This is a genomic window from Komagataeibacter sp. FNDCF1, from assembly GCF_021295335.1.
GTDB lineage: Bacteria > Pseudomonadota > Alphaproteobacteria > Acetobacterales > Acetobacteraceae > Komagataeibacter.
Map to the genome: position 1 here is coordinate 3059322 of NZ_JAIWOT010000001.1, position 16254 is coordinate 3075575.

Genomic DNA, 16254 nt, shown 5'->3' on the forward strand with positions numbered 1-16254 from the left:
CATGTATATATCTGACACGATATAATATGGACCATATGGGGGCAGCATGGTGAACAGGGTTGTGGGGCGTGTGGGGATCGGGGCGCTGGCCTGTGTCATGGCGGCCGGCCTGTCCGCCCGCCATCCCGCCATGGCGCGTGACGTGACCGACATGGCGGGCACGGCCCAGTCCGTGCCGGACCAGCCGGCACGGATTGCCGACCTGTGGTTTGCCCATAATGAACTGGTGCTCATGCTGGGTGGCGCACGGCAGATCGTCATGACCGTTGACCGCCCGCAGGCGCGGCCGTGGATGTACACCGTCTTTCCCGCGCTGTTCCAGGCGCGTGCCGTCAACGGCCCGCAGGTCAATGCGGAATCCCTGCTGCGTGACCATGTGGATCTTGTATTCGTGCCCGATGCCACGGCCACCATCGCGGCCTTCCGGGGGGTGGGGGTGCCGACGCTTGTGGCATCCTTCCGCGATGTGGCGGGGCTGCTGCGGGTGGTGGACATGACCGCGACGGCACTGGGCACGCCGCAGGCGCACGACACGGCCACACGTTACCGTCAGATGATGACGCAGACGGTCGATGACGTGCGCGACCGCCTGACGCATGTCACGGCAGCGGCAAGGCCGCGCGTGCTGCATGTGCAGTCGCTCCATCCGCTGCGGGTGGACGGGACGGACAGCATTGTCGATGAATGGATCACGCTTGCCGGTGGCCGCAACGCGGCGCAGGGCATAAGCGGGAACATGAAGCCCGTCTCCATCGAGCAGGTGGTGGCATGGGACCCGGATGTCATCATCCTCGGCCCCGATTGCGGCGCACTGGACACGGCGGCGGACGCTACATGGCGGCAGTTGCGGGCAGTACGCGCGGGGCAGGTGCACCAGAACCCCGCCGGTGTCTTCCCATGGGACCGGTACGGCAGTGAACTGCCGCTCCAGATCCGCTGGGCAGCGAAGATCCTGCATCCCGACCTGTTTGGCGATGTGGATCCGGTTGCCATGACACAGGAATTCTACCGTAACTGGTTTCATTATGACCTGGGCACGGCACAGGCGCGGCAGATCCTTGCGGCCGGACCACCACAACCCCTTCCGCAGGCACCGGATGGTCAGCACCCGTGAGCCTGCGCGCGCTGCTTGTGACGGGGCTGTGCAGTGGCGGGCTGCTTGTGCTGATGGTGGTGTCGGCCTGCGTCGGGCGGTTCCCGCTGCCCGTGGGGCAGGTACTGCACACGCTGCTGGCGGCGGCAGGCATGGTGCGGCATGCCACCGGCGGGCGTGCCGACATGGTGCATACCATCGTGTTTGGCGCGCGCCTGCCGCGTATTGGCGGGGCGGTGTGCGTGGGGGCCGCGCTGTCGGTGGCGGGGGCTGCGTATCAGGCCGTGTTCCGCAACCCGCTCGTCTCTCCCGGTCTGCTGGGGGTGCTGGCGGGGGCGGGTACCGGGGCGGCGCTGGGCATTGTCTGGAATCTGGGGCATGGGGGCGTGGCCGGGCTGTCCTTTCTTGGCGGTCTGGCTGCCGTGGGGTTCGGGGTTGGCATTGCGCAGGTGTTTGACGCCACATCCATGATGATGCTGGTCTTTGGCGGGCTGATCAGTTCGGCGCTGTTCACGGCGCTGCTGTCACTGCTCAAATATGTGGCGGACCCGCAGAACCAGTTGCCCGACATCGTATTCTGGCTGCTGGGCAGCCTGACGCAGGTCACGCCGGGGGCGCTGGGCGTGCTGGCCGGGCCGGTGGTGGCGGGGATCGTGCTGCTTTCCGCCTGCGGCCGTATGCTGGATGGGCTGGCCATGGGGGATGAGGAAGCGCGCACGCTGGGCATTCCGGTCGTGGCCCTGCGCTACGGGGTGATCGGTGCGGCCACGGTGCTGGCGGCGCTGACCGTATCGGTGGCGGGCATGATTGGCTGGGTTGGCCTGGTGGTGCCGCATGTGGCGCGTCTGCTGGTGGGGCCGTGCAACATGCGGGTGCTGCCGGTTAGCGCGTGTCTTGGCGCGATGTTCCTGCTGTCCTGTGATGACCTGGCGCGCACCCTGTCTGCCGAGGAGATACCCGTGGGCCTGATTGCCGACCTGCTGGGGGTCGTGGTGTTCATATCCGTGCTGCCGCTGCTGCGGCGGGGGTGGCGGGCATGAGCGGGGCCGATGTCCTGCTGCACATGGACCATGCGGGCTTTCACCGTGGCAGGCGTGGCGTGCTGCATGATCTCTCGTTTTCCATAAGGCGGGGCGAACTGGTGGCCCTGCTTGGGCCCAATGGTGCGGGCAAGACCACGCTCCTGCGCCTGCTGCTGGGCCTTGCACGGCCCGATGGCGGGCAGGTCTGGCTGGAGGGACGGCCGATGGCGGCCTGGTCACGGCGTGAGATCGCGCGCCGCATTGCCTATGTGCCGCAGGGACATGTGCCGCTGTTTCCCTACAGCGTGCGCGACATCGTGGGTATGGGGCGGCTGGCGGAAACACCGTTCGCCCCGCGCCTGCGTGATGCTGACCGTGATGCGGTAGCTCATGCGCTGGGTGAACTGGCCATCACCCATCTGGCGGACCGCGCCTATACCGACCTTTCGGGCGGCGAGCGGCAGGCCGTGCTGCTGGCGCGCGCGCTGGCGCAGGGGGCGGCCATGCTGGTGCTGGATGAGCCGGAAACCGGGCTGGATTACGGGCAGAAGCAGCGGCTGTATGCCCTGCTGCGCAGGCTGGCGGGGCAGGGGCATGCCATCATCGCCACCACGCATGACCCGATTCAGGCGGCCTGCGTGTTTGACCGTGCGCTGCTGCTGCGCCACGGCCGCCTGATGGCCGATGGTGTTGCAGCCGACCTGCTGGATCAAGCCATGCTGGCGCGCCTTTATGCCTCGGGCTGAACTGCGTTAGGGGAGAGCGGGGTTCAGGTAAGGCTTTTTTCAAAAAGCCTCGGAAGGACGCCGCCTTTTTGGGAAAAGGCGGTACCCGGAAATGCCTGTTATTTCAAAACGGCAAGTCAGCGATTATAGGGATTGGTATCGACCCGCACGGCCTTGCCCGTGCGGTCATAATACAGGATGGCCGTGCCGCGCTTTTCGGCATAGCCGTCCGGCTCCCCCGTAGGCGTCCAGAACAGCAGGCGGTTCACGTCCGGCTGTTCCTTTACCTTGTCGCCCTGCGGAATGTAGCGGTACTGGCTATAGTCCATGTGCAGCCGGGGCAGGGGCGGCTTCTTGGAAAGCTGGTGCATGGAGGCATGACGCTGCGAGGCTTCGCCGGGGTCTTCGTTGCCCGCGTCCGCGTGGCCGCCTTCAGCCAGCGCCGCAGTGGGCACAAGACTCACGCACAACCATCCCCATAGCATCCACCGCCGCAACCCGATTGACATGTGCGCAGGCCCTTCCCTCGTTCCCGATAGCGGGGCCACCATCCTCCTTTTCCATGCCGGACGCAATATCAGGCCGGCATGGTACCCTTACTGGAAAGGCAGGTAACGGAAATCGAAGAAGATCTCGCTCAGGCTGGTCGTGGGCGCGCCGCCCATGCCACCCCATGTATGCACGCGTGAATAGGCCAGCTGCGTGCCTGCCTGCACGGTGCCGTACTGGCCATGGATGAAGCGGTACCACGCACCGATGGTAAACTCCTCCACCGAACGGATATTGGCCGTGCAGCCACCAAGGGCCGCCGTGTTGAGGTCGGAGCCCTCCGTCATGCAGCCGGTATTGTCGGCCATGGGGTTGCCATAGCCGTAAGCCTGCCCATCCTCGCTGAAGTAGCTGCGGCCCGAACGCTGCATGCCGAAATAGCCATACACGTCGAGCACCTTGTTCGGATGCGCGATCACGCCCGCAGTCGTCTGCGCGGAGGACAGCAGCGCAGGCGCGCCATTGGCGTTCAGGGTCGCATCGGGCAGCAGCACGGAGCCGTAGCGGCCGATGCCGCGCCCCGTCAGCCCCGCCAGCCGGACTTCCAGCCGGTGCGGGATGACAGGCAGGATCATCGACCCGCCCACACCCCAGGCAATGGCGGTATGGTTCTCGCCCACGCCGTTTATGACCGAGCGGTCGTGCGGGAAATGGACCACGCCTTCCACTTCGTAATGGCCCCAGTGGGGGTCCCACGCCAGCTTGCCGATCACGTCGGGCGCGATTTCGTTGGAATAGTTGGTGCTGGCGCTGCTCAGCCCCACGCCGTCGGAACCGAGCTTGGCATAGCCGCCATGGGGCAGGGCGTACTGGCCGTTGCCAATGTCGTCGCCAAAGCCGGTGGTATCATAGATGGTGGCCGGGTTCTCGATCGAAAGACCCGTCCACAGCCGGTGCTGGAGGAAGTCCTTGACCACGCGCACCTGCCACTGCCGCGACCAGGTCTGGCCCGCCAGGATGGAGGATTCGATGGTTTCGGGCAGGCTTTCCTGTCGCGGCACGATGCCCACGCGGTCCGGTGTCAGCATGGTCCATGCCTGCCCGATCAGGAAATGCATGTTCGCGCGTGAATCATCCAGTGTCAGGTAGGCCTGCCGCAGGCGCGGCACGTAGGAATTGCTTTCATACGGATTGGTGGTTTCGGCACTGGCACCAAAATCGGTTTCCACAAAACCCGCCACGGTCAGATGCGGGTTGAGCTGCCCCCGCGCCATGAGCGAGAAGCGCGAATACCGCGCATCGCCATTGAAGTTGGTGGTGTGGAAGTTGGAACTGTTACGGAAGGGGATGGCATTCCAGTAGTTGAATATGCCCGAGGAAACCTGCCGGTTCTCCACCAGCGCCGCCGCATCGAAGAACCCGCCGAGGATGATGGAGACCGGGCCAAGGTGGAAGACCTTGCTGCCCAGCGCGCCAGCGGACTGCGCGCCCACCGTCTCACGGTTGTGGGGGCCGACATTGTTGTTGGCCATGTGGGAGATCAGGTCTTCCTCCCGGTGGGCCACGACGGTTTCCAGGGTTGGCGTGTCAACCGGTTCGAATGTGGCGGACGGCCCGCCGATATGCGGCGCGCGCCCGCGCGTTTCCTCTTCCGTGCCGGATGCCATGTGTGTGGTGGGGCCATGGCCTTCGCTGGGTACCCAGCCGCCGCGTACATGCCCGCCGGAGCCGGTGACCTGCAGCGAATGGCCCGCAGCCGTGCCGCTGCCCCCGGCCTGGGCGCGGTGGCGGGCGATCTGCTGGCGCATGGCCATGAGATCGTTCTGGAGCGCCATCTGCTGCTGTTGCAGGTGTTCCATCTGGCGTTCCATGATATCCAGCGATTCGGGATCATCATCGGCCCACGCGGCACAGACAGGCGCCAGGAACGAGCATACCATCAGCATGCCCGTAAGACGGGCACGCCGATTTATGGAGAAATACGGAATCCGCATATAAGGTCAGAGGGCCCCAAATTCAGGTTTCAGACTATATATGTCAAAACATTTCCGGATAAACAGTAAATAATAATTTCTTTTGAGAACGGGCGGATCGACGGGCGCCAGCCTGCATCATGCCTGCCCGAAGCGATCCGGGGGCGGTGTCAGACGATGTCCGGGCGGCGGGCCGTCATCGCGTGCACGGCATCCTTCCAGAACAGGTCCTCCGGCGCGGGGGTGACGGTGCCATTGTCTACCGGCCCGAATCCCGCGCGCGCCAGCAGCACCTCCAGCATGCGCGGGCGGTCCGCCCCGTCCAGCGCCTGCCACAGGGCGGTGGCCTTGTGCGGGATGAAGCGGGTACCGAATGTAATGATGACAAGCCCGCCGGGTTGCAGCACGCGTGCAATTTCACGAAACATCCGGACTGGCTGGCGCAGGTAGGGCACGACATCGCACAGCAGTGCCGCGTCCATGCTTTCATCGGCCAGTGGCAGGTCGGGGGTTTCGTTCAGGTCTTCCACCACGCGGTCGGTCAGGCGCGGATTGCCGTCCAGCGCCGTGGCGTTCACGTCGATGCCGATCACGCTGTCGAATTCCATGTCGGGCGGCAGGTGGCTGTCCGGTCCCGCCATGAGGTCAAGGATGGCCCCCCCTTCTGGCAGGAGCGTGCGGTACAGCGCGGTGATGGCCATCTGCGCGCCCTGGTCCAGCATGGGGCCGGCGGGACGGCGGGAATAGAATACCGTATCGGATTGCGGGGAAGCCGCGGTGAAGGATTGCGGGTGGAACCCGTGCAGGTCATTCATGGATGTGCCAGACAGTACAGATGTAACCAGAGCCCGATGTGGTGGGCGTATTATCATGCGCCCGGGCATGTGTGACAGGAGAAAAAACAGATGGCCCGCATGATCCATTCAATGATCCGCGTGCGTGATGAGGCGGCAAGCCTTGCATTCTATGAAACCGCCTTTGGCCTGAAAGTGGCCGACCGGCTTGTTTTTGACACCTTTACCCTTATCTACCTTTCGAATGACGAACAGGGCTTCGAGCTGGAACTGACCGTAAACCATGACCGGACCACGCCCTATGACCTGGGTGACGGGTATGGCCATCTTGCGGTGTCGGTGGCGGATGTGGATGCGGAACATGCCCGCCTTGCGGCGGCCGGCCTGTCACCGCTGGCGGTGAAGGACATGTCGTGTGGCGAGCGGTTCGTGGGCCGGTTCTTCTTCATTTCCGACCCCGATGGCTACAGGATCGAGGTCCTGCAGCGCGGCAGGCCGGGGCGTTTTGCCTGATCGGACTTGCAAGCGCGCGCGCGCGGTGCCATCCCGCTGGCACATGGGCGCGCGGTGGCCTTATGACAGGACGGATGATGACCGGTTTTCTCAAGATGCACGGGCTGGGCAATGATTTCGTGGTGGTGGATGAGCGCGTCCACCGCCATGACCTTACACCCGCGCGCATTGCCGCGCTGTGCGACCGGCATACGGGCATTGGCTGTGACCAGTTCGTGACGCTGCGCCCCGCCTGTGCCGAAGGGGCGGACGTGTTCGTGCGCTTCTTCAACGCCGACGGGTCGGAATCGGGTGCGTGCGGCAATGCCTCGCGCTGTGTTGCCGACCTGCTGGCACGGGAGACGGGGCGGTCGGATATCGGCCTGCAGACGCGCGCGGGCGTGCTGCAGGCCACCATCATCCGCCCCGGCCTGGTGACGGTGGACATGGGCACGCCCGCGCAGGGATGGGCGGATGTGCCGCTGGCGGAAGCAATGGATACGCTGCGCCTGCCCATTGCCGGTGATCCGGCGGCGGTGTCCATGGGCAACCCGCATGCGACCTTTTTCCTGTCCGGGGCCGATGCCATGGACCCGTGCGTGGCCGGGCCGGAACTGGAACGCCATCCGCTGTTTCCCGAACGTGCCAATATCGGTTTCGCCCATGTCACGGGGCACGACGCCATGCGGCTGCGGGTATGGGAACGCGGCAGCGGCCTGACGCGGGCCTGCGGGTCGGGCGCGTGCGCCGCCGTGGTCAACGCCGTGCGGCGCGGACTGGTGGAGCGGACCTGCACCGTGATGATGGATGGCGGCGAACTGACCATCACATGGCGCGAAAGCGACGGGCATGTGCTGATGACCGGCCCCGCGACAACCAGTTTCACCGGCACGTTCAGCCCCGAAGACTATCCCCGATGAAGAAGCCCGAAATCCTGACCTTCGGCTGCCGCCTCAACACGTATGAGAGCGAGGTGATGCGCAACCACGCAGCCGCGCTGGACAATGTGGTGATCGTGAATACCTGCGCGGTCACGGGCGAGGCCGAGCGGCAGGCCCGGCAGGCCGTGCGCCGCGCGCACCGCGCGCGACCCGATGCGCGCATCGTGGTGACCGGTTGCGCCGCCCAGATCGACCCCGACCGCTGGGCGGCCCTGCCCGGCGTGACCCGCGTGCTGGGCAACCGGGAAAAGCTGGATGCCGCAAGCTGGAGTGAAATGGCGCTGGGGCAGGGCAACGCCGTGTCCGACATCATGGCGGCGCGCGAGACGGCGCCGCATCTGGTGACCGAATTTGCCGGCCGCACCCGTGCGTTCGTGGAGGTGCAGCAGGGCTGTGACCACCGCTGCACCTTCTGCATCATTCCCTTCGGGCGCGGGCCGTCCCGCTCGGTGCCGGTGGGGGCCGTGGTGGAGCAGGTGCGCGCCCTTGTGCACTCGGGCTACCGCGAAGTGGTGCTGACGGGGGTGGACATCACCTCATGGGGGCATGACCTGCCGGGCAGGCCCCTGCTGGGGCAGTTGTGCCGCAGGCTGCTGGCCCTGGTGCCGGAACTGGAGCGGCTGCGCCTGTCCTCGGTCGATCCGGTGGAAATTGACGCGGACATATGGAAGCTGCTGGAAAACGAGCCGCGCTTCATGCCCTACCTGCATCTGTCGCTGCAGGCGGGGAGTGACATCATCCTCAAGCGCATGAAGCGCCGCCACCTGACAGCGGATGCGGCAGGCGTGGTGGCGCGGGCGCGGGCATTGCGGCCCGATATCGGCATCGGGGCGGACATCATCGCCGGTTTCCCGACCGAGGACGAGGACCTGTTTGAACAGACACTCGATTTTGTACGTGCCAATGCGCTGCCCTACCTGCATGTCTTCCCCTATAGTGAACGCCCGGGCACGCCGGCGGCCCGCATGCCCGCCATTGCGATTCCCGCACGCAGGGCACGCGCGGCCCGTCTGCGCGAAGCGGGGGCGCAGGCCGCGCGTGATTTTCATACACGCCTGCTGGGGCGTTCCCTGCGCGTGCTGATGGAAACGGACACGGCGGGTCATAGCGAGGAATTTGCCCCCGTCAGGCTGGCGGATGGCGCGGTGTCCGTGGCCGGGCGCATCGAAACGGTGCGGCCGGTGGCGGTTGACGATAACGGACTGGTTGCGGAAATTCTCTGATATGGCTCTTGGTTTCTTCTCACGGCTCAAGGCGGGGCTGTCGCGCTCCACCCAGAAACTCAGCGGTGGCATTACCGCCGTCTTCACCCGGCGCAAGCTGGATGACGAGGCGCTGGAGGAACTGGAGGACCTGCTGATCTCCGCCGATCTTGGCCCCAGTGTGGCGGAAAAGGTGATCGACTCCTTCCGCCGCGCCAAATTCGGCAAGGAAGTGACCGACGAGGAAGTCCGTCAGGCCCTGGCGGAAGAAATCGCCACCATCCTCCAGCCCGTCGCCATCCCGTTCGAGCCCGACCCGGAGCGCAAGCCGCATGTCGTGCTGGTTGTGGGCGTGAATGGCACGGGCAAGACCACCACCATCGGCAAGATGGCCCGCTTCTATGGCGAGCAGGGCAAGAAGGTGATGATGGTGGCGGGTGATACCTTCCGCGCCGCCGCTGTCGAGCAGTTGCAGGTGTGGGGCGAGCGCACGGGCGCGCCGGTCATTGCGGGCAAGCCCAATGCCGATGCGGCGGGCCTGGCGTTCGAGGCCCTCAAGCGCGCCACGGCGGAAAAGGCCGACCTGCTGCTGGTCGATACGGCAGGCCGCCTGCACAACAAGAGCGCGCTGATGGAGGAACTGGCCAAGATCATCCGCGTCATGCGCAAGTTTGACGAAACAGCCCCCCATTCCGTGCTGCTGGTGCTGGACGCCACTACCGGGCAGAACGCGGTGGAGCAGGTGCGGGTGTTCAGGGAACTGGTCAACGTGACCGGACTGGTCGTGACCAAGCTGGACGGTTCGGCCCGTGGCGGGATCGTGGTGGCGCTGGCCGATGCGTTCGGCCTGCCGGTGCATCTGGTGGGTGTGGGCGAACAGGCGGAGGACCTGCGGCCCTTCTCCGCCGAGGCCTTTGCGAAGGGACTGGTTGGTGATTCGATCAAGGTCATCGAGCGGGAGGACATACCTGCTGAAGGACAGGCGGAGGGGGGTGAAGCATCCCGGGCCGGGGAGGAACACCCGCAATAGCAGGGCTGCCCCCGCACGACCGTTCAGGCATAAAAAAAGGGACCATCCCGTGGAATGGTCCCTTTTTTAGTGAAACTTTTTTCAAAAGCCTCAGGGGAACGCCGCCTTTTTGAAAAAAGGCGGCACCCAAAAACTTTTATGACCTTTCTTCAGATCGGCATGGCGCGGTCGAATATGCTTTCCAGCGCCATGATGCCCGGCAGGGTCTTGCCTTCCAGCCATTCCAGGAAGGCACCGCCCGCGCTGGAGATGTAGGAGATATGTTTCTCCACCCCCGCATGACGCAGGGCGGAGACCGTATCCCCCCCGCCGGCGATGCTTTTCAGCGCGCCTGCATCGGTCAGTTTCGCCACTTCGTGCGCCACCGCATTGGTCGCGGCATCGAACGGCGTGATCTCGAACGCGCCCAGCGGGCCGTTCCAGACCAGTGTTTTCAGGGTGGCGATCTTCTGGTTGATCAGCATGACCGTCTCCGGCCCCACATCCAGCACCATCGCATCGGCCGGGATGGCGCTGACCGCCACGGTCTTGGTCGGCACATTGGCCTGGAAGTCGGTCGCGGTCACGGCATCGACCGGCAGCACGATCTCGCAGCCCTTGTCCTTCGCCTTGGCCATGATGGTGCGCGCGGTGTCGTGCATGTCCGCTTCCTGCAGCGACCGGCCGACATTCACGCCCTGTGCCGCAAGGAAGGTGTTGGCCATGGCGCCACCGATGATCAGCATGTCCACTTTCTCAAGCAGGTTGCCGATCAGGTCGAGCTTGGTGGAGATCTTGGCCCCCCCCACAATGGCGCCCACCGGGCGGGCTGGGTTTTCCAGCGCGATGTTGAGCGCGTTGAGCTCCGTCTCCATCAGCCGCCCGGCGAAGGAAGGCAGCAGGCGGGCCACCCCCTCGGTCGAGGCATGGGCGCGGTGCGCGGCCGAGAACGCATCATTCACGTAGTAGTCGGCCAGGGATGCGAATTCCTTGGCCAGTGCGGGGTCGTTCTGTTCCTCACCGGGGTAGAAGCGGGTATTTTCCAGTACCACCACATCGCCGTCCTGCATGGCGTCCACCGCCTGCTGCACCTTCGGGCCGATACAGTCATCGACAAAGGTGACCGGGCGGCCCAGCGCATCCCCCAGCGCATCGGCAATGGGGCCGAGCGACATGTCGGGCACGCGCTGGCCCTTCGGGCGGTCGAAGTGGCTGACCACGATCACCTTCGCACCCTTCTGCGCCAGTTCCTGTATGGTGGGCAGCAGGCGCATGATGCGGGTGGCATCGGTGATCTGGCGGTTGCGCACCGGAACGTTCAGGTCCGCGCGCAGGAGAACCTTCCTGCCAGCGGCATCAAGGCTGTCCAGTGTCTTGAATGATGTGGCGGCCATTACAGTGCCCCGAATACGGCGGCCGTGTCGGCCATGCGGTTGGAAAAGCCCCATTCATTGTCGTACCAGCTGCAGATGCGCACCAGCCTGCCGCCATCGATCACCGCCGTCTGGGTGGCATCGAACGTGGAGGACGCGATCGAGTGGTTGAAATCCGTGCTGACCAGGGGGGCGGTGTTGTAGGCAAGGATACCCTTGAGCGGTCCGGATTCGGACGCCTTCAGCACGGCTTCGTTCACGGCCTCGACGGAAGCCGGGGCCGTCCTGGGCACGAAGTCCAGCGAGACCAGTGAGACATTGGGGGTCGGCACGCGGATCGCGGTGCCATCCAGCTTGCCCTTGAGGTGCGGCAGCACCAGGCCCACGGCGCGCGCCGCGCCGGTGGAGGTCGGGATCATGTTCAGCGCCGCCCCGCGTGCGCGGCGCAGGTCCTTGTGCAGCGTGTCCACCGTGCGCTGGTCGCCGGTGTACGAATGGATGGTGACCATGTAGCCGCATTCGATGCCGAAAGCATCATCCAGCACCTTGGCCACGGGGGCCAGGCAGTTGGTGGTGCACGAGGCGTTGGAGATGACGGTCATGTCCGGGGTCAGCACGTCCTGGTTCACGCCGAACACGATGGTGGCATCCACGCCCGATGCCGGGGCGGACACGATCACCTTGCGCGCGCCCGCCTTGATGAGCTGGGCGGCCTTTTCCTTGTCGGTGAAGCGGCCGGTGCACTCCAGCGCCACATCCACCCCCTGGAAGGGAACCTTTGTCGGGTCGGCTTCGGCCGAGACGGTGATGGGGGCGTAGGTGCGGCCATTGGCGGTGATGGTGATCTGGTTGCCATTCACCGCCACATCGGCGGGGAACCGGCCATGTACGCTGTCATAGGACAGCAGGTGTGCGTTGTCTTCCACGCTGCCGAGGTCATTGATGGCAACGGGCACGACGTCCGTGCGCCCGCTTTCGATAATGCCACGCAGCACGAGGCGACCAATGCGACCAAAACCGTTTATTGCGACTTTAACAGCCATTTTCTTATTTTCTCCGTTAAGGGTCAGACATGTTCACACACTGGCATCGACCGATGCCATTCCGGGAGGTGGCACGCCGTTTCCTCCCGCTGTACCAGGTATGGTGTCGGACGGGGGAGCCACCAGCCGCATCGCATCGCGGCAGATCCGTTCGGGTGTGACGTCGGCCATGCCGCCGGGTTGCTCCGGTGCGGTGCCAAACCCGTCAATACCTACGAACACGCCGTCTGCGCCAATCCAGCGTTCCCATCCAAACCCCGATGCGGCCTCTATCCCGATGCGGGGTGCCGTTCCCAGCACGGCAGCACGATACGTCATTTTCTGGGCGGCGAACAGTTCCCAGCATGGAAGGGATACGACAGCCGCCGCAACCCCCGCTTCCTTCAACAGTTTGCGTGCGGCCAGCGCCACGATCGCCTCATGCCCCGTGGCGACCAGCGTCACCTGGCGCGGGCCTTCCGCTTCGGCCAGCACGTAGCCGCCCCGCGCGCACAGATTGGTCAGCCCGTGCAGTTCACGTTCGGGGGCGGGCGTGGTCAGGGTGGGGGCGGATTCCAGCATCAGCAGGCTTGGCCCCGTGGTGCGGCGAAGGGCAAGTTCCAGGCATTCCATGGTCTCGCGATGGTCAGCGGGACGGAAGACCGCCATGTTGGGCATGGCACGCAGGCTGGCCAGCTGTTCCACCGGGCGCCATCCCCCCGCATTGTCGCCGCTGAGCATGTCGTCATCGGTCAGCAGGTAGATCACCTGCAGGTCGGTCATGGCGGCGTAACGCAGGGCAGGGCGCATGCGGTCGACCGCGATGATGGTGGTGGCGCCAAAGGGCAGCAGCCCGCCATGCAGCGCGATGCCGTTGAGCAGGGCGGCCATGCCGTGCACCTGCGTGCCGCAGCTCAGATCCCCCTCGGTGCCGCCGCGCCGGCTGGCCGGAAGGCCGACCAGCATGCCCTGGCGTGAGCGCAGGCAGATCAGTTCGGGCAGGAGTTCATGCAGCGTCTCGAGGCCCCGCCGGGCGGCGAAAGCGGGGGAGACACGGGCGATCATGGTCCCTTCCTCCCGCCATGAGCGCTGCCAGTCGGGTTGCCAGAAGGCCGGGCGCTGGTTGCGGGCCATGCGTTCGAAATCCGCCTTCTGCCGGTCCTTGAGCAGCCTGCGCAGCCAGGAACGGCGTGCGCTGGCCCCCCGCCGCGCGGCACCTGCCCACAGGCCCGGGTCATCGACAAACGGGGTGGCGGGGCCTGTCTCGGGCGTTGCGATGCACGCGATCAGGCAGGGCTTGTGCGTGCGCTGGGATGACGCGATGACGGCTGCGATCTGCTCGGTATTGCCCGCATCCACCTTGCGCACGGACCAGCCCGATGCGCTGTAGCGCGGCAGGATGGCGTCCACCTGCTCGCGCTCGCTGGACCACAGGCCCACGACCAGCGTCACGCGGTCCAGTTCCATTTCCCCCGCCAGGGCCGCCGTTTCCAGCGCGACACCGGTGGACAGTTCCGTCCAGCACCCCAGTGCCCAGATGCGGTGATTGACCAGCGAGCGGCCGAAGCGGGCCGCCATTTTCTGTTCCGCCAGCGCCATGCCGATGGCTGCCCCCAGCCCCTGCCCGTTGGGGCCGCAGGCCTGACCCATATGTGGCGGGGTATCGGCGCGCGCGCCCTGCGGCGTCAGCGGGGCCTGCCCGGACAGTTCGGCCATGATGCCGGGCAGCACGCGGTAGCGCGGGGACGAGACGACAAAGCGGTCCCGGTCCGGCCATTCGGGGCTGGCGGGGTCGAAGCGCAGGAAGCGACTCCACAATACCGCGCAGAAACCGGCCATGACCCGTGCATGCGGTGCGTAGCGCCGGTCGGGTTCATGAATGCCCACGGCATGGGAGATCGCCGTTGTCAGGCGCGCGGGCATGGCCGGTGCCGACGGGGGTACGTCATCATCGGGCAGGGAGGCGCTGGCTTGGTCTTCTGGCATCGGCATCGTCCATGTGTGGGGCAGGATCGGTTGGAGCCGCCACGTCTGTACTACTGCGCCACGCCCGAGGCGGCAACATTGCAGCCATGCCCTACTTGCCCGGCAGGGTGGATACTGTATCTGTAGCAGGCCATGTCCCATCCCCGTGCCCGCCCTGTCCGCCGTGCCGTTCTTGCCGCCGCCATGTGCCTGCCGGTGCTGGGCGGCTGCGCGCTGGTCAGCCAGAAAACCTTCAACCGCCATGCGGGCGACCCGCCACGGCTGCCGCTGGCCCCCCCGCCGCCCGTGCCGGGCATGACGGGGCCTGCCCTCGTCACCATCGTGGCCAGTACGCCCGACAGCGAATGGCGCCCGGCGGTCCGGGCGGCGGTGGCCGATGCGCTGGCGCGCAAGCCCAATGCGCTGTTCACGGTCGTGGTCAGCGTGCCCGACAGGGCGGACGGCACGCCCGCGGACCTGCCCGCGGTGGTCGAGGCCAGCGGGCGGCCCGTGCTGCAGGCGGTCATGGATGCTGGCGCGGGGGCCGGGCAGACCGAAATGGACGCCCGCACCGTCACCCACGACAATGCAACGCAGGTCTGCATCTATGTCGAGTAATGGAATGCGGTTTTGCAATTGCGGCACCCGTCATGTCATAAAGGTGTGCAGGCCGATTGTTGACAGCCGGTGCCCGCGCAGCATGGGGGACCCTTCGTTCCCGCAGGCCGTACCGGTTCGTGGCCATATGTGAATGAAGCCCCCGCAGGCAGCCGCCGGGGTGTGCATGGAGAAAAGCAGCAGTGTCCGGTCATCATGTAAATGGGCATCCGTTCTTCCGGTTCTGCCGCACGGCACTGGAAAATATCCGCGCACAGGGCCGGTACAGGCAGTTTACCCCGCTGGCCCGCCAGGCCGAGCGTTACCCGCATTATGAACAGCCCGAGACGGCGGCAAGCGTCGCCACCCCCGCATGCCCGCGGGACCGTGACGTGGTGGTCTGGTCCTCCAACGACTATCTGGGCATGGGTGTCGACCCCGTCGTGGTCGAGGCCGCCATCCAGGCCATTCACGAGCATGGCGCGGGTGCAGGTGGCACGCGCAACATCGCGGGCACCAGCCCGGTCCATACCGCGCTGGAAGCGGAACTGGCCGACCTGCATGGCAAGGAGGCGGGCCTGCTGTTCGTGTCGGGCTACGTGTCCAACCAGGCATCGCTGCAGACCATCCTGTCCAGCATGCCCGGCTGGATCTGCTTCTCCGACCGGCTGAACCATGCCTCCATGATCGCGGGGATAAAGGGCGCGCGCGGGTCCAGCACGGTCATCTACGAACATAACGACCTGGCCGACCTGGAGGCCAAGCTGGCGGCGGCCCCCGCCGATGCACCCAAGCTGATCGCGTTCGAGAGCGTGTATTCCATGGATGGCGACATATCCGACATCGCCGCCACCTGTGCGCTCGCGCGCAAATACGGCGCCATGACCTATCTGGATGAAGTCCATGCCGTGGGCCTGTATGGCGCGCAGGGCGGTGGCGTGTCGCAGCGCGATGGCGTGGCCGATCAGGTGGACATCATCGAAGGCACGCTGGCCAAGGGCTTCGGGGTGCATGGCGGCTACATCACCGCGTCAAGCGACATCGTGGAATACCTGCGCCTGTCCGCCTCGGGCTTCATCTTCACCACGTCGCTGCCGCCTGCGGTGGTTGCGGCGGCACTGGCCAGCGTGCGGCAGGTGCGCAAGGATGGCTGGCGGCGCGAGCGCATGTTCGAGCGTGTGAACACCTTCCGCGACAAGCTGCGCCAGGCGGGGCTGCCCTTTACCATGACGCCCAGCCACATCGTGCCGATCCCGGTAGGCAATGCCGAGCGCTGCCGGGAACTGAGCGACAGGCTGCTCGACGATTACGGAATCTACGCGACCCCCATCAACTACCCCACCGTGCCGCGCGGCACGGAGCGCCTGCGGCTGACACCGGGGCCGTACCATACCGACGAGATGATGGATGACATGGTGACCGCGCTGGGTGATCTGCTCCGCCGCAACAACCTGACGGACACGCTGCCGCCCGTCGCCGCCATGGCCTGACCCTGCCGGGCAGGTCGACATGAACATGAAAGGCCGGGCGCGCCGTGCGTCCGGCCTGGAAGTATGG

The 16254-nt window shown here is 65.8% G+C and carries 15 protein-coding genes; 9 read left to right on the forward strand and 6 right to left on the reverse strand.

Going from position 1 to position 16254, the window contains the following annotated elements:
- Positions 1-46: 46 nt before the first annotated feature.
- Genes LDL32_RS14440 through LDL32_RS14450 form a run of 3 tightly spaced genes read left to right on the forward strand, consistent with a single transcriptional unit; the run spans position 47 to position 2861 of the window.
- Positions 47-1114, forward strand: a complete 1068-nt coding sequence (locus LDL32_RS14440) for an ABC transporter substrate-binding protein (protein WP_233068044.1) — start codon at positions 47-49, stop codon at positions 1112-1114.
- Between the two features lie 53 nt (positions 1115-1167).
- A complete protein-coding gene (locus LDL32_RS14445) occupies positions 1168-2133 on the forward strand; it encodes an iron ABC transporter permease (RefSeq protein ID WP_255673947.1) in 966 nt (321 codons plus the stop codon).
- Positions 2130-2861 carry an ABC transporter ATP-binding protein gene (locus LDL32_RS14450; protein WP_233068047.1) on the forward strand — a complete coding sequence of 244 codons (732 nt, stop codon included), beginning with the start codon at positions 2130-2132 and terminating at the stop codon, positions 2859-2861. Before LDL32_RS14445 ends, LDL32_RS14450 begins: the two co-directional genes overlap by 4 nt.
- 116 nt (positions 2862-2977) lie before the next feature.
- Here the strand turns inward: LDL32_RS14450 and LDL32_RS14455 are convergent, their stop codons facing one another.
- The 3 genes from LDL32_RS14455 to LDL32_RS14465 form a co-directional block, all read right to left on the reverse strand.
- Positions 2978-3325, reverse strand: coding sequence for a hypothetical protein (locus tag LDL32_RS14455; RefSeq protein WP_233068944.1), 348 nt, complete (start codon positions 3323-3325; stop codon positions 2978-2980).
- A gap of 111 nt (positions 3326-3436) precedes the next feature.
- Entirely contained in the window at positions 3437-5323 is a 1887-nt protein-coding gene (locus tag LDL32_RS14460; protein WP_233068049.1) for a hypothetical protein, read from the reverse strand.
- A gap of 149 nt (positions 5324-5472) precedes the next feature.
- Positions 5473-6117: a class I SAM-dependent methyltransferase gene (locus tag LDL32_RS14465; protein ID WP_233068051.1), complete on the reverse strand. Its 645-nt coding sequence runs from the start codon at positions 6115-6117 to the stop codon at positions 5473-5475.
- A gap of 90 nt (positions 6118-6207) precedes the next feature.
- Between LDL32_RS14465 and LDL32_RS14470 the strand changes: the two genes are divergently transcribed.
- The 4 genes from LDL32_RS14470 to ftsY all read left to right on the forward strand — a co-directional run bounded on the left by LDL32_RS14470 (position 6208) and on the right by ftsY (position 9761).
- The gene (locus LDL32_RS14470) at positions 6208-6609 is read left to right on the forward strand and encodes a VOC family protein (protein WP_233068053.1); all 402 of its coding nucleotides are present in this window, start codon (positions 6208-6210) and stop codon (positions 6607-6609) included.
- Positions 6610-6683: 74 nt separating this feature from the next.
- Positions 6684-7508, forward strand: coding sequence for a diaminopimelate epimerase (gene dapF / locus LDL32_RS14475; protein WP_233068954.1), 825 nt, complete (start codon positions 6684-6686; stop codon positions 7506-7508).
- Positions 7505-8752, forward strand: coding sequence for a tRNA (N(6)-L-threonylcarbamoyladenosine(37)-C(2))-methylthiotransferase MtaB (gene mtaB, locus LDL32_RS14480; protein WP_233068055.1), 1248 nt, complete (start codon positions 7505-7507; stop codon positions 8750-8752). Before dapF ends, mtaB begins: the two co-directional genes overlap by 4 nt.
- A gap of 1 nt (position 8753) precedes the next feature.
- Positions 8754-9761 carry a signal recognition particle-docking protein FtsY gene (gene ftsY / locus LDL32_RS14485; RefSeq protein WP_233068057.1) on the forward strand — a complete coding sequence of 336 codons (1008 nt, stop codon included), beginning with the start codon at positions 8754-8756 and terminating at the stop codon, positions 9759-9761.
- Positions 9762-9910: 149 nt separating this feature from the next.
- Here the strand turns inward: ftsY and LDL32_RS14490 are convergent, their stop codons facing one another.
- The 3 genes from LDL32_RS14490 to LDL32_RS14500 are packed head-to-tail and all read right to left on the reverse strand — an operon-like array spanning position 9911 to position 14121.
- Positions 9911-11134: a phosphoglycerate kinase gene (locus tag LDL32_RS14490; RefSeq protein ID WP_233068058.1), complete on the reverse strand. Its 1224-nt coding sequence runs from the start codon at positions 11132-11134 to the stop codon at positions 9911-9913.
- On the reverse strand, positions 11134-12156 hold the full coding sequence (gene gap, locus LDL32_RS14495; protein WP_233068060.1) for a type I glyceraldehyde-3-phosphate dehydrogenase: 1023 nt from the start codon (positions 12154-12156) through the stop codon (positions 11134-11136). The genes LDL32_RS14490 and gap overlap by 1 nt, the downstream gene beginning before the upstream one ends.
- Positions 12157-12189: 33 nt before the next feature.
- Positions 12190-14121, reverse strand: coding sequence for a transketolase-like TK C-terminal-containing protein (locus LDL32_RS14500; protein ID WP_233068062.1), 1932 nt, complete (start codon positions 14119-14121; stop codon positions 12190-12192).
- A 132-nt stretch (positions 14122-14253) separates the two neighbouring features.
- Here LDL32_RS14500 and LDL32_RS14505 point away from each other — a divergent pair, with 132 nt between their 5' ends.
- Together LDL32_RS14505 and hemA are read left to right on the forward strand one after the other, a co-directional pair.
- A complete protein-coding gene (locus LDL32_RS14505; protein WP_233068064.1) occupies positions 14254-14718 on the forward strand; it encodes a hypothetical protein in 465 nt (154 codons plus the stop codon).
- A 182-nt stretch (positions 14719-14900) separates the two neighbouring features.
- Positions 14901-16187: a 5-aminolevulinate synthase gene (gene hemA / locus LDL32_RS14510; RefSeq protein ID WP_233068066.1), complete on the forward strand. Its 1287-nt coding sequence runs from the start codon at positions 14901-14903 to the stop codon at positions 16185-16187.
- Positions 16188-16254: the final 67 nt, after the last annotated feature.

Excerpts from the sequence above, each read along its gene's own strand:
- LDL32_RS14440 (WP_233068044.1), top strand. The coding sequence starts at position 47 with ATGGTGAACAGGGTTGTGGGGCGTGTGGGGATCGGGGCGCTGGCCTGT.
- LDL32_RS14445 (WP_255673947.1), top strand. The coding sequence starts at position 1,168 with ATGGTGGTGTCGGCCTGCGTCGGGCGGTTCCCGCTGCCCGTGGGGCAG.
- LDL32_RS14450 (WP_233068047.1), top strand. The coding sequence starts at position 2,130 with ATGAGCGGGGCCGATGTCCTGCTGCACATGGACCATGCGGGCTTTCAC.
- LDL32_RS14455 (WP_233068944.1), bottom strand. The coding sequence starts at position 3,325 with ATGCTATGGGGATGGTTGTGCGTGAGTCTTGTGCCCACTGCGGCGCTG.
- LDL32_RS14460 (WP_233068049.1), bottom strand. The coding sequence starts at position 5,323 with ATGCGGATTCCGTATTTCTCCATAAATCGGCGTGCCCGTCTTACGGGC.
- LDL32_RS14465 (WP_233068051.1), bottom strand. The coding sequence starts at position 6,117 with ATGAATGACCTGCACGGGTTCCACCCGCAATCCTTCACCGCGGCTTCC.
- LDL32_RS14470 (WP_233068053.1), top strand. The coding sequence starts at position 6,208 with ATGGCCCGCATGATCCATTCAATGATCCGCGTGCGTGATGAGGCGGCA.
- dapF (WP_233068954.1), top strand. The coding sequence starts at position 6,684 with ATGATGACCGGTTTTCTCAAGATGCACGGGCTGGGCAATGATTTCGTG.
- mtaB (WP_233068055.1), top strand. The coding sequence starts at position 7,505 with ATGAAGAAGCCCGAAATCCTGACCTTCGGCTGCCGCCTCAACACGTAT.
- ftsY (WP_233068057.1), top strand. The coding sequence starts at position 8,754 with ATGGCTCTTGGTTTCTTCTCACGGCTCAAGGCGGGGCTGTCGCGCTCC.
- LDL32_RS14490 (WP_233068058.1), bottom strand. The coding sequence starts at position 11,134 with ATGGCCGCCACATCATTCAAGACACTGGACAGCCTTGATGCCGCTGGC.
- gap (WP_233068060.1), bottom strand. The coding sequence starts at position 12,156 with ATGGCTGTTAAAGTCGCAATAAACGGTTTTGGTCGCATTGGTCGCCTC.
- LDL32_RS14500 (WP_233068062.1), bottom strand. The coding sequence starts at position 14,121 with ATGCCAGAAGACCAAGCCAGCGCCTCCCTGCCCGATGATGACGTACCC.
- LDL32_RS14505 (WP_233068064.1), top strand. The coding sequence starts at position 14,254 with ATGTCCCATCCCCGTGCCCGCCCTGTCCGCCGTGCCGTTCTTGCCGCC.